Source organism: Halobacillus sp. KGW1 (assembly GCF_001592845.1).
GTDB lineage: Bacteria > Bacillota > Bacilli > Bacillales > Halobacillaceae > Halobacillus.
Window position 1 is genome coordinate 17,303 of sequence record NZ_LSOC01000005.1, and the last position, 14,912, is coordinate 32,214.

Sequence of the window (14,912 nt, forward strand, 5' to 3'; positions counted from 1 at the left end):
GCTTGAATAAACCTCCGTTTCATCCTTATTTAATTGTATTCATCGGTGTTATTTCCATTTCCACTTCCGCCATATTCGTAAAGGCGGCGGGTGATGCCCCCGCATCGATCATCGCTTTTTACCGACTGCTGATGGCCGTATCCATCATGGCCCCTTATGTAGTATGGAAACATATAGATGAAATCAAACACCTTCACGTGAAAGAATGGCTTTTGACGACTATTTCCGGTATTTTCCTTGCCTTCCACTTCATTTTCTGGTTCGAATCACTGAACTATACCAGTGTGGCAAGCTCCGTCGTCCTCGTATCCCTGCAGCCTGTCTTCGCCTTTCTTGGTACCTTCCTTTTCTTCAAAGAGAGGTTTACGACCGGAGCGGTGATGAGCTTGATCATCACCATCACAGGAAGCGCTATCATCGGGTGGGGGGACTGGCAGCTGAGTGGACAGGCCCTGTACGGCGATTCGCTGGCACTCCTCGGAGCGGTGATGGTGACTGGGTACTTTCTGCTCGGCCAGAAATTGAGACAGAGGCTTTCTTTAATGGCCTATACCTTCATCGTGTACGGAACGGCTGCCGCTACATTATTCCTTTATAATACGGCCTTCTCTTTTCCCTTCACCGGGTACGACGGTCGGCAGTGGACGGTTTTCTTATGTCTCGCCATCATCCCAACGTTCTTCGGGCATACATTGTTCAATTGGACAATCCGCTGGCTCAGCGCCGCAACCATATCCATGGCTGTCTTATTAGAGCCGGTCGGCGCGGCGGTTCTTGCTTATTTCTTCCTTGGAGAACTTATAACTTGGTCTCAGTTCCTTGGAGGCAGCATCGTCCTCTTCGGGTTAATGTTGTTCCTACTCAGCACGACCATTACGTATTCCAAGCGCATCAAACATAAGACTGGAAAAAGCTGACCTTTGCAGGATGGCGCTTTCATGTCAGAATAGAAAGACGATAAATTCGAGAGCAGGTGACTATATGACGATTCAATTGATCATTGACGGCGGCGGAGATGTTCCGCAGGAAATGATGGATCGATACGAAATCAAATCCGTTCCTTTGAACATTCATTTTGGAGAAGAAAGTTATAAATCAGGGGTGTCCATCGACCTCCCTACCTTTTACGAGAAGATGAAACAATCGGACGAGCTCCCCCGTTCTTCCTCCCCGAGCCCGAATGACTTCTATGAAACGTACAAAGAAATCGACGCGCATCGGCCGATTCTCGTCCTCTCGATGACCAGGGGACTCAGCAGCACCTACGACAGCGCTGTAATGGGGAAAGACATGCTGCTTGAAGAGCAGCCGGACAGGGAAATCAAGGTTTTGAACACGAAAACCGCTTCCTGCGGCATCGCCCTGCTCGTTCATGAAGCACAGCGGAAGATTGAGGAAGGACTTTCTTTCGAAGCAGTCGTATCTCATATGGAAGAACGAATTGAGAAGACGACGACCTTGTTCCTTTTGAAGACACTCGAAAATGTCATCAAAGGCGGACGATTGGATAAAATGAAAGGCGCAATCGCTAAGACGTTAAACATCAAACTCTTAATGAGAGCCAGCGAAGACGAGGGATCGGTGGAAGTCACAGAGAAAGTCCGCGGCGATAAGAAAGCCCTTCGTCGGTTCATCGAGCAGATTGGAGAATATGCCCATAACGTCGAAGACCGCATCATCGCTCTTTCCCATTCCAATGATGAAGAGCGTGGACGGAAAGTATTAGGCGCCATCCAGGACCGCTATCCGTTCAAGAACAGTTTGTTCATGGACGTCGGACCTTTGATTTCCACCTATGCAGGAGAAGGCGGTCTCGTTATCGCATTCTTCCGCGACTAACTATCGTTGACCGGGAAAAACCGGGCGCGGAAAGCGTCCGGTTTTTTTTCATGCTTTCAAGAAGCTTATCCCTTTCAGGAAAAACCGATAAATCCACTCCATCAATATGAGAATCTACAGGTGAAAGACCGGTGCGGCCGGTCACGAAGGTACAGTGCTTCTAGGATGGACAAAATCGAGCACTTCATCGAAAAGTTCCTCCTGATCATCGCCATGACAGATCAAATGCTTCGATTTCTTTAAGAATACCAATTCCTTCTCCACCGACGGTATTTCTTTCTCTAAGTAAAGCGCCGCCTTCTTCGGCACCATGCCGTCCAGCTCTCCCTGAATGATCAATACCGGACACCGGACATGACGAAGGTACGGCCTTGTAAACTGGACACACTTCATAAACTCGAAGGTGGAAAATAAATAAGTATCCTTCAACTTCTTCTTATATTGAAGGAACAGCTCATTAGAGGAAAGGACTCCTTTCCACGCATCGAACACCATTTCTGCCACATCCTTATACATCTGCGGCAGGCTGACATACTTCCCCGCTGCCGACAGCAGCACAAGCCTGTCAAGACGGTATTTAGCCGTCAAGTATGCCGCAATCATTCCTCCCATCGAAAAGCCGATAATATAAACTTTATCATTGCGTGTCATCATATCAAGCAGGGTGAGTTCCGCCGTCGCAATCCACTCCTGATAATAATGCCCCTCCAAATCCAAGTCTTCTCCGTGCCCGGGGAGTGTCGGATTGGCTATTTCCCAGTCCGTGCGCTTCTTCAGGAAGTCAACGAGAGGTTGTACCTCCTCCGGGCTTCCCGTATATCCGTGGATACACAAACATCCGATAGTCATCATCTTCTCCTCCAGATTGTCATCATATTGTATAGAAAAAGACGCGCACTGCAGCAGCGCGCGTTACTTGAAGCCTTTAACGAATGAGCCGAGACCTTTGACTATCGGACTCACCTGCTGCATCGTTTTCACGACCTGCCCGGTCGTCGACATCATCTTATCGAAATCAAGCTGCCCTTCTTCATTCTGAAAATACCCCATGACTCCTTTAGGAATCGAGGAGGCGTCAAAAGAGGCGGTTTGTTCTCCGGTCTCAGTATAACCCGGATAATTGTAACTATTCATGAAGGGCTGTTGCTGCTGGTACGGCATATAGGAAGCATCTGTGTACATCGGATAACCCCAGTTACCTCCCTGGTTTGAATACATCGGATAATTATTCTGACGATAGGCGGTTTCAGTCGGATAATAGTACCAACCATTGGAATAGGTTTGGTAAGGATCTTGGTACATGTCAGGTCCCACCTTTACATTATTTACTTCAGCCTATGTCAGAAGACGAAAAAAGTGTAAAAAAAACAAGTGATTTCCCATCACTTGCACCACTTCAAGAAAAATTCATGGAATCTGTGTCCACGAAGAAAGTCTCGTCTGATCTTATTTTCAATGCTTGCTTCAGCTTACGTTCCTGAAAACCGAGGATCTTCTCACCATCTATGAAAGTGGCAGGCGTGCCATAAATCTTCTTGCTCTGTAATTCTTTGAAGTACTCTCTGTTCTCAGAAATGTTCTTCTCTTCATATTCGACATTCCAATCCGAGAGCTTCTCCAGCACACGCGCACAATGGGTACAATCATTACTGGTATACACGATGACGTTCCGCTTACCCAAGCTTCTCCCTCCTTACATCTTTCCTTACGCCTATTAATTCATACCCGTTCCGTTTAGCTTTAAACATGAAATCCCTTCCTGAATTCCCATAGAAAAAGACAGAGGGTAATCCCCCCTGTCTCCCTATCCAAGCCATCTTTCATAAAGATGATCGATTTCCGTCTGCAGCTTTGCTGTTCCGGTATCCTCTCCGCCCTTTCGCTTTCGCTCTTCCAGCTGCTGCTCCAACTGCTGAATCTGCTCTTCCAGAGGGAGTTCCACCTTCTCCGGCTGCGATGGTTGTGTCGGGTCTTTCTTTTGTTTCTCATCCAGACTTTCCAGCCATTCGTTACGTGTTTCCTCATACGTGCCGATCCGGCGCTTTAACTGTCCATTCATCATGTACGCTGTTTCTGTAAAGCAGCGGTTTAAGAACCAACGATCATGAGAAACACCAATGACCGTCCCGTCGAATTGATTCAACGCCTCCTCCAAAACCTCCTGCGATTCCACATCCAAATGATTGGTAGGTTCATCGAGGATCAAGAGTTGGATATCCAGATGCATGAATACAGCAAGCTTCAGACGCATCTGTTCTCCCCCGCTTAAATGACGGAGCTTCCGAAATACGTCGTACCCATAAAACAGAAATCCAGCAAGATGATGACGGGCCTCTCCTTCTGTCACACGAATCTGCTCCCTGTAGAAATCAATAAGACGCCGGTCACCGTCCACCCCTTTTAACGGTTGCTGCGGCAGATAGCCGATTCGAAGGTCCGGCGCCCGCTTGATCTCTCCATGATCCGGCTTCTCTTCTCCTAACAGCATTCTAAGCAGTGTCGATTTCCCGCTTCCATTCGCCCCGACAATCGCCAGTCGGTCCTGATAACGGACATGCAGATGAAGGTCCTCCAGGATGGTATCATTCTGATATGCTTTATACAGGCTGCGGACGACGAATACATCTTTCCCTGATCGGTCTCCTGCATCAAGGCGGAGCTTCATCTTCTTCGGATCGAGAATCGGTTTATCGAGTTTTTCCATCCGTTCCAGCGCCTTCTCCATACTTTTGGCTTTCTTGAACAATTTCTCATTCGGAGGATTGGCTTCATTCGCCCATTGTCTGAGTCTGCGGATGGCTTCTTTCATTTTCTTTATTTTCTTCTGCTGCTCTTCATATTGATGGAATTCGGCAAGCAGCTTCTCTTCCTTCTGCTTTTCGAAAGCAGAGTAATTTCCCTTATATACATCCACCGCTCCAGCTTCCAGATCCATGATATCCGTGGCGACCCGGTCGAGGAAAGAGCGGTCGTGGGAAATCGCACAGACCGTTCCGCTGTACTGGAGCAAATAGGACTCGAGCCATTCGATAGCAGGGAGATCGAGGTGGTTCGTCGGCTCATCCAATAATAGAACGTCCGGCTCTTCGAGAAGCAGTTTAGCGAGACCGAGCTTCGTCTTTTCTCCTCCGCTTAAATCATTGACGCTCCTATTAAGAAGAACCGTGATTCCAAGGCCGCCTGCGACCTGTCGAATGGAGGAATCTATACCATATCCTCCAAGCCTCGTGTACTCCTCCTGCAAATCCCCATATTCCTCTATGGCCCGTTCCAGCTTCATCGGGTCCGTCATCTCTTTTTCCAGCAGCTTCATTTTCTCTTCCATTCGGATCAAGGATTGGAAGGCTTGGCGCAGGTAAGATTCCGCTGTATCTTCCCAAGCGGATGGAATCTGTTCCAGATAACCGATTTTCAACCCTTTTTGGATGAAGATATCTCCGCCGTCTATATCCTCCTGTTTCAGCACGATCCGGAACAGAGTGGATTTCCCACTCCCGTTCCTGCCTACGAGTCCGATCCGCTGCTGCGCCTTCCATTCCATATTCAAACCTTCAAACAATACTTCGCCACCGACGATCTTATTTATATCTTTTAATGTAATTATCATCATTACGTTCCTCCTAAAGACAAATGAAAAAAGCACAAAAAAAGCCAGAGGTCCCGTTACCTCTGACTTTGGCTTTCTTATATGATCAGATATGAGACGTTACATTCCTTCCTATTCAGCTGTTTTTGGACATACGTGTCCCTGTGGCAGCTGAATCATGAATAATTGCACGACGCAGATAATTCAATTGGTAATCAAGCGTGTGCATCTGTAACATCTTCATACCTCCTTTGTCTTTAGTCTACTTGCCATTTTACAAAAGAATCAGATAATTGTCTACTCCTGTTGTGCGTCGGCGTATTTACCGAGCTTCTTCAGAAGGTCGATCGCCTGGCGTTTCTCCTCATCGGTCAAGCCTCCGAGAATCGACTCGATCCGCTTCCAATGGTCAGGAAAGATACTGTGCAGGAGCTCTCGGCCCTTGTCCGTAATGGAAGCGAAGGTGATCCTTCTGTCGTTAGGACACGGCACCCGCTCCAAGTATTTCTTCTTCTCCAGCTTGTCCACCACATAAGTGATACTGCCACTCGCGAGCAATATCTTCTCTCCGATTTTCTGGAGCGGCTGCGGTCCTTGATGATAAAGCAGTTCCAGTACCCCGAATTCCGTCGGGTTCAATTCGTAGCGTTGTATATCATCCTTCACCAGATCGGATATCGTCCGCTGTGCTTTTGACATAACGACAAACAGCTTCAGCGAAGGGTCTTGTTTCTTTTCTTTATATAACTCTTGTTCGTTCATGACGTCCGCCCATCCTTTTCCATGATCAGGCTTTCCGGTTCCCGCTCCTCATCGTCTGCGGGGACTGAGAACACGATGCCTGCAATAGTAGATAGTATAAGTTTAACAAATTTGCTCTGTCAAACCATCCCACCTTGGGAAATAAATATTCCGGTCAATTTCCCGGGCCGATGTGCAGCGCCTCCGGTCCCCCACCGAGAAAAGTGAAATGGGCAGGCAGGACCTCTATGCTCGTCGGTGTTTTTCCCTGAATTTCCCCGTCCATATCCACCGCTTCCTCTGCTTCCGTTTCTATCTTGATTTCCCTGCCTTGTCGATGGAAAAGCTCCTGGAATTCCCGATCTTCGGCCGAAGGTTTACCCGCGTTCAACAATTCCCGGAAAAACGTCAGATTCGAGTTCTTCACGATTAACACATCCAGTTTGCCGTCCTGAAGATGGATCGTAGGAAGCGGCACCCGTCTTGTTCCGATGAACTGCCCATTCATGACCAGCACCATTACTGCTTCGCCATCGATCTCTTCCCCATCCACCGTCACCTTGAAGCGGAATGGGTCGGCTTCATTCATCGTCTTGAAGGCACTGATGAAATAGCTGAGTACACCCAATCGGTTCTTCTGGTTCGGATCAATGTTCGTTGATGTCTGTGCAACAAGACCGATCCCCCAGAAATTGATGAAATACCTGTCGTCCGTCTTCCCGGCATCCACCGACAATTCCTCACCTGTTATGATCGCTTTCGCTGCCTGCTGCAGCCTCTGCGGAGTATCCAATACGCGGCTGAAATCGTTGCAGGTGCCTCCCGGCAGCACACCGATGACCGGGCGCTTTTCCAGTTCCGCCAGGTGATTGATACATTCGTGAACTGTCCCATCCCCACCAAAGATGAGAAAGACATCCACTTCCTCTCCGAAGCGGCGGCATACTTCCCCGACTTCTTCCACCTCGAACGTCTGAATGACACGAAGCTCTGCAATTTCCCTGCTTAAGGAAGGAAGCGTCTGCTGCAAAGCCGTATCCAGTTCCGCTTCCTCTTTATTTCCATTATATAAGAAAATACCACGCTGATATCGAGGCATGACTATCCCATCCTTCCTCCTATCATAATTGACTATTTTCCATCCTTTGAAACCACTCCCTCTCTTTTTATCGCTTCCCAGAACCGCTCCGGCTCATCCAGGGTCAGGTAGATGCGATCCACCCGCTTCTTGAGACCGAAGAAAAGGTGTATGTCCACAGCGTCTGCAAGCTCCAGCACAAGCTGCGGAGGCACCGGTTCGAATCCTGCCAGCCCGAGATGAACAGCGCGCTTATCCTTTCGCCAGTGTTCATCACCCGCTTCATATACAGCCAGTTCCTTTATATCAACCGTATCGATCACTGTATGGAAACGAAGTCCTTTTTGAATGTGGAGACGGTCATCCTCAAGGATAACCGGAGACTTCCGGATTGCCTGGTAGTCTCCGATCAGGAAAAGCAGGGCATACATATCAAGCACCGTCGCTATCCATGCGGCCGTGTGGCTGTACTGCATCAGCATGACGTGCACGGCAATAATTTCAATCAGCATTGCGTGGACGAGCATGAGAAACACCCCGAAGTACTCACTTCGCTGGTGATAGCTGAAGCTGTTCGGCGCAGGAGGAACGCGATCGAATCGAGGAAACAAAGCGTAACGAACAGCAGAGACGTCTGTTGCAAGAAATCCGCTTAACCGGGAGAAGGTACGGCCTCTCCCTTCCAGATCGAAGGTCCGCTTATTCGCGGCGAAGATGCGTGGAAGGAGATGAGGATATTCCTGGGATGCTCCTTGAAAGTGACGCTTCCATTCCGGGTATTTCTTTACGAACAAGACGATCATCCCTATTTCAAAGAGGACGACAGCCGCCTCCAGAATCAAGACTGATACATTCAACAGGAATAACTCTTCCTTTGCGTAATCAGGAACAATCCAATGGATGAAAAGAAGACCGAGTAAAATCATCGGCGCAAATACAGACAGCGTCGGTTTCCTTCTCAATAGAAAGGTGAAGACGACAACAGGCAGAACCACCATGATGTCAAGCACCGTCCCCCATACGAGCAGGGGATCCACCCGCCCCGTCCATTCCCATTTTTGAATAGCTATATTGGATCCAAGCAGCAGGAAAATAAATACCAAAGCGATATAGAAGGACTTCGATTTACGCTCTATTAATCCACCCATCTTCTGCCTCACTCCTTTTCCTTCATTTTACAATAAATCCATCAGGAAATATGTGTACAAATACCTTCTATTCGTTAAGCACAAAGAATCAGGCGGGAGGATTGCCTTCTCTCCTGTTCTGATTTATACTTCTATTTGTTTAGGGGGCTAAATAAATGGAAAAGAAAAAACAAATTGATCATTCTCTGGGATATAACATCCACATGGTATCCCATTTTCTAAAAAACATATATAACGAAAGACTCGGCGAATACGGATTGACACACGCCCAGGCGAAAGTCATCTACTTCCTTGCGACATCCGGGGAACAGTCCCAGACAGAAATGCAGAAGAGACTCCATATCCAGGCCTCTTCTATGAACGGACTCATTGAATCGTTATTAAAGCATGAGCGTATTTTGAAACGCCCAAGCGAAACGGACAAACGGACAAAGCTTATTTCGCTTACCGATCAGGGCTTGGATCTCTACGACACGATCCTCCAGATCATCGACGAAATAGAAACAGAAGCTACAGAAGGATTGTCCTGGGAAGAAGAACAGGTGATGAACGCCTGGCTGAAAAAGATGCAGAACAACTTGAACCGCGACCTTACAAGGAGGGACGGCAAATGAAAGAACAGAGTCAGCGTTTAGGTACACAGCCGATTCCGAAGCTGCTGGCCAATTTATCGATTCCCGCTATGGTAGGAATGTTCGTCATGGCCTTATACAACGTCGTCGACACGCTATTCATCGCCCGCGGCGTCGGCATTCTCGGCGTTTCCGGGGTGAGTATCGGATTTCCTGTCATGATGATCATCATGGCCATATCCGCTGCTGTCGGTATCGGGGGTGCTTCCGTCATCTCAAGACGTCTCGGGGAGAACAAGCCGGAAGAAGCGAACCACGTCTTCGGCAACGTCCTGTTCACCATCGTGCTCGTCAGCGGCATCGGTCTGATCGGTGCCTTCACCTTTCTAGAACCACTGTTAAGACTGTTCGGTACGACCGACAACATCATGCCTTACGCGCGTGATTATTTGTTCCCAATCATGGTCGGATCGTTCTTCTTCTCGTTTGCGTTTACAACGAACAGCATCATCCGTTCGGAGGGGAATTCGAAGTTCGCCATGATGACCATGATCATCCCTGCTGTCATCAACATCATTTTAGATCCAATCTTCATCTTCGGTCTTGATATGGGCGTGCAGGGGGCGGCGGTTGCAACCGTGATTTCCCAGGCGACCGTCACCGTCGTCATTTTAAATTACTTCCTTAAGGGAAAATCCTCCCTTGCCATAAAAACGGCGTACCTGCTCCCTGTATACAAAGTGCTGAAAGAAGTCGTGACCATCGGCTTACCTGCCTTCATTCGGCAGGTGGCAGGGAGTGCGATGATGATTGCGATCAACTTGATGCTTATTAAATTCGGCAGCGAGTTCGAAGTCGGTGTCTTCGGTATCGTCCAGAAGCTGACGATGTTCACGATCATGCCGATGATCGGAGTCCTTCAGGGCATGCAGCCGATCATCGGGTACAATTACGGCGCGAACAATGATGAAAGGCTGAAGGACACCATCAAACTCGGAATGAAGGTTGTCACGATAATTTCCGCCCTCATCTTCATTATTATGATGGTCTTCCCGGAAGGCTTGATGAAGATTTTCACCGGAGACCAGGCGACGATCGATTCCGGTGCTCATGCCATGCGGATCATGTTCTCTCTTGCTATATTAATTGGTGCTCAGGTCGTAAGCGGCGGTTTGTATCAGGCTTTGGGCATGGCAAAGCCTGCGCTGATACTTTCCATGGCACGCCAGGTTTTATTCCTGATTCCGCTCGTACTGATCCTGCCGAACTTCTTCGGCGTGACCGGCGTATGGCTTGCCTTCCCGTTATCTGACCTGTTTGCGTTCACCCTGTCTATGTTCTTCCTGTACAAAGACAGGAAGCTCTTCTTCCATACGAAGAAGAAACCAGGAAACTATGATACAGCAGCCACTTAACGTATTTCCGGGCGCTGGAAAACGAGAAGGCTTCACACCTGCCCTCCCGTCCCCTTACGGGCCTGAAAATCAATACTGAAACAAACAAAGGTGCTTCTTTGGAAGCACCTTTGTTATATCCTTGAAAGCTGCCTCTTCTTTCCGATGGAGTCCACCATTTTCAGGATTTCTCATTTTTCCAAAGATTACAATCCTTTATAGCAACTGGTGACAATTTCCGTTAAAATAAGACATAGCTTTAATTTTGCTGCCAAAGGATGGAGGACATGACTTATTCAGTAAATCTCATTAAGTTGTTCACCCGCCGGGACGATCATTTATTTCGTTTGAATGAAGCCGAGCGGCTGAGGAACGTTTGGAATCTATTATTCTTCACTTTAGTATTAACAGTCCTTACATACACATGGACGGCTTGGCTCGGACTCGGCACGGATGCGATCTCTGCCAATATGGACGGGTTGACCCGTACAGAATACGAACAGAGGAAAGCCTGGTTTCTGATCGGCCGGACAGCGTTCGCCCTGGGAATCTTCCTATTCGTCCTGTTCATCTCTTCCTTTTTCTTCTGGTTATTTAATAATGTATCTTATAAGAAACTGTTCATCATCCAGATGAACGTATTGTTGATCATGCTTTTGGAACGGATCACATGGATTCCGCTCATGGTCTACGCAGGTATCGACTGGTATGTATCCCCTCTTTCCTTCGGAGTGATCGCTTCCTACATCACTTCCATCGAGTGGATCATTTATTTCTTCGGAGCGATATCCATTTTTCAATTGTTCATCATCTGGTATCAAGTCAAATGTCTCACTTGGTTGTCTACTACGAGAAAAGGGTGGATATGGACTGGAGTCATCGTTTGGCACATCCTCTTATGGGCCGGTACCTCCGCCCTTGCCCACTATGATTTGTTCCTACTTTATCTAATCAGGTAAGAAAGCAGCAGGTGGAAATACTATGGCAAAAGTTAATGTGAAAGGGCGCATCCTGGGATTATTAATCGTCGCATTTATTGTGGCAAACGCTCTCCTCATTTATTTCGATGAGGAAGAGAAGGTCGAGCGAAAATCCTACGTCCACGACTGGTCACAGACAGTAACAGAAGATTTGGCGGAAACGCTGGAGACAAAAGGAGTTTTCACTTCGGAAACGACTACCCCTGTATACTTGGATGAGGAGCTTGGCAGCTTCCAAGAGTTTCTCGTTGAAGAAGGAGATACCGTCGCAGACGGCGATGACCTGTACACTTATGCTGTATCAGATTATTACGCCCAGGAAGCACAGCTTCAGGGAGACATCGACCGCATCGAGCAGGAAATCTCCGCGACAGAAGCTTACATAGAAGAATTGGAAGACTATGAAATTCCGGAGCCGTCCGAGTCGACGTCCGGAATGAGCGCTCCCAGCTTTTTCGGGGGAGGAAATCCGGATGAGACGGAAGAAATGACGGATCGTTCACCTCTGCAGCAGGAGGACACTTCCTCCAATGCGGAAGCAGAATACTTGAAGCAGGAGAAGCTTGCCGAACAGGCGTCGGAACTTATGAAACAGGAAGCGATGCTCGAAATGAAGGAAGACCAACTCGACCAGCTGCAGCAGGATGGCGATCAGATTACCGTTACAAGCACCTTCGCTGGAACCGTCACGGAAATCTCGGAAGAGCTGGATGCTCCGCTGCTTACGATCGCTTCCACCGATCTGATTCTCTCCGGCACATTAGATGAGTCGGCGCGTACGACTGTGGATGAAACAATGCAGGCAGACATTAGAGTACCGGAGCTGGATATGGAAAGCACCGGTTCGATCAGCTCCATCGATACCCATCCGGATCGTACGTCTGTAAAAGGAACGAGCCGGTATCCTTTCACCATTGCCATGGATGACTTGAACGAAGACGTTCTACCAGGGTATCACGCTGAAATAAGCATCATTACAAACGAATCTCCAGGCGCTGTCACCGCCGCCGATGAAGCGCTCAGCACAGAGGAGAATCTCTTTGCCTGGGTGATGAATGAAGACGGTGAAATGGAGAAGCGGGAGATTGAGAAAGGCATAACCGAAGACGGCCTCGTCGAAATCGTTCAGGGCTTAGAGGAGAACGAATGGCTGGCCGTTCAGCCGGAAGATGAGTTCCGTAACGGAACGGTCTTCTTCACACCGATCCATATCGATGATGTCCATGCTAAGAAATTATTCAAGCTGGATAAGCAGACGAAGTTGACCTACGGTATGCTCGGGTTTCTGGCCAGATAAAGCACGTATGAAAACGCAGGCCCTACGCCTGCGTTTTTCTTTCTTCTGCTTACCCCCTCCAAGCTTTTCCCACAGGAAATAGAGGCCTCCTCCCTTCTCATAAAACCCTCTGCGCAAAAGGCATATCCTTTGCATCTCCCCTCCACTCGTGGGACGATAGTCATAGACATAACCACCAACAATGAAGGGGGCAGGCAGATGAAATTAAGCATACTGGATCAATCCCCTATCCTATCCGGGGGAAGCCCGCAGGAAGCACTAGCACAAACATCTGAGCTTGCAAAATGGACAGACGAACTTGGCTACCATCGCTTCTGGGTGTCGGAACATCACAGTACGGACAGCCTTGCAGGGTCCGCACCCGAAGTATTAGCCGCCCATCTCGCTTCACAAACCAAGAAGATCCGCATTGGTACTGGCGGGGTTCTTCTCCCGCACTACAGCTCTTACAAAGTAGCGGAAGCCTTCCGCATTCTGGAGACACTTCACCCGAATCGTGTGGATGTAGGTATCGGCCGGGCACCAGGAGGAAAACCGAACGTGAACCTTGCCCTGAACCGCGGAAAGCTTCCTAATACAGAAGGCTATCCACAGCAAGTGGAAGAATTAATGGCGTATCTTCACGGATATGACCCGCACGGTATGGATATATATGCGTCACCGAAAGGACAATCAGCGCCTCCTGTATGGATGCTCGGTTCCAGCGGGACAAGTGCTCGGGTCGCAGCTGATTTAGGCACCTCTTACTCGTTCGCCCACTTTATTAACGGCCGGGGCGGGACAAGAGCAGTCGATCGATACAAAGACTATTTCACTCCATCTATGCAGCAGGATAAACCTGCTGTGAATGTATCTGTTTTCGTCATCTGTTCAGAATCGGATGAGAAAGCCGAGTATTTGGCAACAGGACTTGATTTAGCCCTTCTACAAATTGAGCGCGGAACCGATATGAACCATTTTCCGACACCGGAAGAGGCACTCTCCTATTCTTATTCCCTCTATGAAGAAGAGAAAATCCGCGAGAACCGGCACCGTATGATCGTTGGATGCAAGGAGAGAGTAAAAGAAGAAATGGTCCAACTCGCCGACGACTACGGGGTCGATGAGTTGATCGTCAATACCATTGTTTCTCCATTCGAGGAACGCATGCGGTCGTATGAACTACTGGCGGACGCCTTCTCTTTGAATAAGGAATACTCCCGACACTAGGAACTCTGTTCCTGGTGTTTTTTGTATGAATTTTTATATCCTGCTCAACAAATAGATCGGCTTACCGATTTAATAGATGTCAGACATCATACAAAAGGAGTGGCTAACGTTGAAAGTTCGATTGCTCGTGTACATGTTTCTTGCTCTATGGATCCTTACCGGATGCAGTGAAAACTTAGAAAAGGCAACGGCACAGACCTTTTCTGCCGGACTGCTCGTTACAGAAAGCGGTCTTGGAGATAACGCCTACAGTGACTCGGCATTTCAAGGATTGGAACAGGCCAGGGATGAGCTTGGCATTACATTCGATTACAGAGAACCATTCGATAGAGACTATGAGGCAAAGGCGGAAGAAATGATTGAACAGGGTCACGACGTGATCATTGGACTCGGATACAATTCCCAACCTGCCATTGAAGCCTTGGCGGATAAATACCCGGAGCAGAAATTCGTGTTGATCGATGCTGTATCTGAAAAAGAGAACGTCCGATCCATCCTGTTCAAAGATGAAGAAGGCAGCAGATTGATAGGCATGATTGCCGGTTCCAAAACAAAATCCGATGTGGTCGGATTCATCGGAGGAGAAGAAATGCCTGTTATTCAAAACTTCGAAAAGGGATTTCGGGAAGGAGTAGCGGCCGTGAACCCGGATGCAAAGGTTCTGACAGGCTATACCGGCTCGTTCGATGACGATGAAGAAGGGGCCCGATTAGCTGCTGATATGGCGGATAAGAACGCGGATTTCCTTTTCCCTGCTGCAGGATTTGCCGGAATTGGAGTGTTGAAAGAAGCACAAAATCAGGGGATCTATGCCTTCGGTGTCGATACGGACCAATTCTTCGTAGCGGAAGATGCCGTTGTGTCTTCCATGTTGAAAAACGTCAACGTGGCGTTATACAGAGTCATGAAAGAACTGCAGGAAACCGGTGAAATCACTACAGGACCGGAGACGCTCGGGATCAAAGAGAACGGAATCGGCCTTGCACCTGTCCGGATCATCGAATGGACAGAAGCAGACGAACAGATGATCGACGAGGCGGACGGGAAGGAATAAAGGAGGAGAACGAT

At 48.4% G+C, this 14,912-nt stretch carries 15 protein-coding genes; 8 read left to right on the forward strand and 7 right to left on the reverse strand.

The features are described 5' to 3' along the window. Positions 1 to 2 precede the first annotated feature (2 nt). Both AXG56_RS17550 and AXG56_RS17555 read left to right on the forward strand, forming a co-directional pair. Complete coding sequence (locus AXG56_RS17550; RefSeq protein WP_026576980.1) at positions 3 to 917, forward strand: DMT family transporter; 915 nt, start codon at positions 3 to 5, stop codon at positions 915 to 917. 64 nt (positions 918 to 981) lie between these two features. Then, positions 982 to 1,839, forward strand: coding sequence for a DegV family protein (locus AXG56_RS17555; RefSeq protein ID WP_008632978.1), 858 nt, complete (start codon positions 982 to 984; stop codon positions 1,837 to 1,839). A 141-nt stretch (positions 1,840 to 1,980) separates the two neighbouring features. On the opposite strand, the gene AXG56_RS17560 is transcribed toward AXG56_RS17555, so the two are convergent. The 7 genes from AXG56_RS17560 to AXG56_RS17590 form a co-directional block, all read right to left on the reverse strand. Further along, on the reverse strand, positions 1,981 to 2,688 hold the full coding sequence (locus tag AXG56_RS17560; protein WP_062515718.1) for a carboxylesterase: 708 nt from the start codon (positions 2,686 to 2,688) through the stop codon (positions 1,981 to 1,983). Positions 2,689 to 2,751: 63 nt separating this feature from the next. After that, complete coding sequence (locus AXG56_RS17565; RefSeq protein WP_062515719.1) at positions 2,752 to 3,141, reverse strand: YppG family protein; 390 nt, start codon at positions 3,139 to 3,141, stop codon at positions 2,752 to 2,754. Between the two features lie 94 nt (positions 3,142 to 3,235). Next, entirely contained in the window at positions 3,236 to 3,520 is a 285-nt protein-coding gene (locus AXG56_RS17570) for a glutaredoxin family protein (protein WP_008632984.1), read from the reverse strand. A gap of 123 nt (positions 3,521 to 3,643) precedes the next feature. Next, positions 3,644 to 5,449 (reverse strand): ribosomal protection-like ABC-F family protein, encoded by a 1,806-nt coding sequence (gene abc-f / locus AXG56_RS17575; RefSeq protein WP_235601526.1) that lies wholly within the window; start codon positions 5,447 to 5,449, stop codon positions 3,644 to 3,646. 273 nt (positions 5,450 to 5,722) lie between these two features. Next, positions 5,723 to 6,187 (reverse strand): MarR family winged helix-turn-helix transcriptional regulator, encoded by a 465-nt coding sequence (locus AXG56_RS17580; RefSeq protein ID WP_026576983.1) that lies wholly within the window; start codon positions 6,185 to 6,187, stop codon positions 5,723 to 5,725. Positions 6,188 to 6,341: 154 nt separating this feature from the next. Next, complete coding sequence (locus AXG56_RS17585) at positions 6,342 to 7,265, reverse strand: YegS/Rv2252/BmrU family lipid kinase (RefSeq protein WP_008632998.1); 924 nt, start codon at positions 7,263 to 7,265, stop codon at positions 6,342 to 6,344. A gap of 32 nt (positions 7,266 to 7,297) precedes the next feature. Further along, positions 7,298 to 8,392 (reverse strand): hypothetical protein, encoded by a 1,095-nt coding sequence (locus AXG56_RS17590; RefSeq protein WP_062515720.1) that lies wholly within the window; start codon positions 8,390 to 8,392, stop codon positions 7,298 to 7,300. Between the two features lie 155 nt (positions 8,393 to 8,547). Between AXG56_RS17590 and AXG56_RS17595 the strand changes: the two genes are divergently transcribed. The 6 genes from AXG56_RS17595 to AXG56_RS17620 all read left to right on the forward strand — a co-directional run bounded on the left by AXG56_RS17595 (position 8,548) and on the right by AXG56_RS17620 (position 14,898). After that, entirely contained in the window at positions 8,548 to 9,006 is a 459-nt protein-coding gene (locus tag AXG56_RS17595) for a MarR family winged helix-turn-helix transcriptional regulator (RefSeq protein ID WP_008633000.1), read from the forward strand. Next, the gene (locus AXG56_RS17600) at positions 9,003 to 10,379 is read left to right on the forward strand and encodes an MATE family efflux transporter (RefSeq protein WP_062515721.1); all 1,377 of its coding nucleotides are present in this window, start codon (positions 9,003 to 9,005) and stop codon (positions 10,377 to 10,379) included. The genes AXG56_RS17595 and AXG56_RS17600 overlap by 4 nt, the downstream gene beginning before the upstream one ends. A gap of 266 nt (positions 10,380 to 10,645) precedes the next feature. After that, positions 10,646 to 11,317, forward strand: coding sequence for a hypothetical protein (locus AXG56_RS17605; protein ID WP_026576986.1), 672 nt, complete (start codon positions 10,646 to 10,648; stop codon positions 11,315 to 11,317). 22 nt (positions 11,318 to 11,339) lie between these two features. Next, positions 11,340 to 12,635 (forward strand): efflux RND transporter periplasmic adaptor subunit, encoded by a 1,296-nt coding sequence (locus AXG56_RS17610; protein ID WP_026576987.1) that lies wholly within the window; start codon positions 11,340 to 11,342, stop codon positions 12,633 to 12,635. A gap of 198 nt (positions 12,636 to 12,833) precedes the next feature. Then, the gene (locus AXG56_RS17615; protein WP_008633004.1) at positions 12,834 to 13,844 is read left to right on the forward strand and encodes an LLM class flavin-dependent oxidoreductase; all 1,011 of its coding nucleotides are present in this window, start codon (positions 12,834 to 12,836) and stop codon (positions 13,842 to 13,844) included. Between the two features lie 109 nt (positions 13,845 to 13,953). Then, entirely contained in the window at positions 13,954 to 14,898 is a 945-nt protein-coding gene (locus AXG56_RS17620; RefSeq protein WP_008633005.1) for a BMP family protein, read from the forward strand. The last annotated feature ends 14 nt before the right edge of the window (positions 14,899 to 14,912 follow it).

Bases quoted from the DNA above. Each gene is read 5' to 3' on its own strand.
- AXG56_RS17555 (WP_008632978.1), top strand. From the start codon at position 982: ATGACGATTCAATTGATCATTGACGGCGGCGGAGATGTTCCGCAGGAA.
- AXG56_RS17560 (WP_062515718.1), bottom strand. From the start codon at position 2,688: ATGACTATCGGATGTTTGTGTATCCACGGATATACGGGAAGCCCGGAG.
- AXG56_RS17565 (WP_062515719.1), bottom strand. From the start codon at position 3,141: ATGTACCAAGATCCTTACCAAACCTATTCCAATGGTTGGTACTATTAT.
- abc-f (WP_235601526.1), bottom strand. From the start codon at position 5,449: ATGATGATAATTACATTAAAAGATATAAATAAGATCGTCGGTGGCGAA.
- AXG56_RS17580 (WP_026576983.1), bottom strand. From the start codon at position 6,187: ATGAACGAACAAGAGTTATATAAAGAAAAGAAACAAGACCCTTCGCTG.
- AXG56_RS17585 (WP_008632998.1), bottom strand. From the start codon at position 7,265: ATGCCTCGATATCAGCGTGGTATTTTCTTATATAATGGAAATAAAGAG.
- AXG56_RS17590 (WP_062515720.1), bottom strand. From the start codon at position 8,392: ATGGGTGGATTAATAGAGCGTAAATCGAAGTCCTTCTATATCGCTTTG.
- AXG56_RS17595 (WP_008633000.1), top strand. From the start codon at position 8,548: ATGGAAAAGAAAAAACAAATTGATCATTCTCTGGGATATAACATCCAC.
- AXG56_RS17600 (WP_062515721.1), top strand. From the start codon at position 9,003: ATGAAAGAACAGAGTCAGCGTTTAGGTACACAGCCGATTCCGAAGCTG.
- AXG56_RS17605 (WP_026576986.1), top strand. From the start codon at position 10,646: ATGACTTATTCAGTAAATCTCATTAAGTTGTTCACCCGCCGGGACGAT.
- AXG56_RS17610 (WP_026576987.1), top strand. From the start codon at position 11,340: ATGGCAAAAGTTAATGTGAAAGGGCGCATCCTGGGATTATTAATCGTC.
- AXG56_RS17615 (WP_008633004.1), top strand. From the start codon at position 12,834: ATGAAATTAAGCATACTGGATCAATCCCCTATCCTATCCGGGGGAAGC.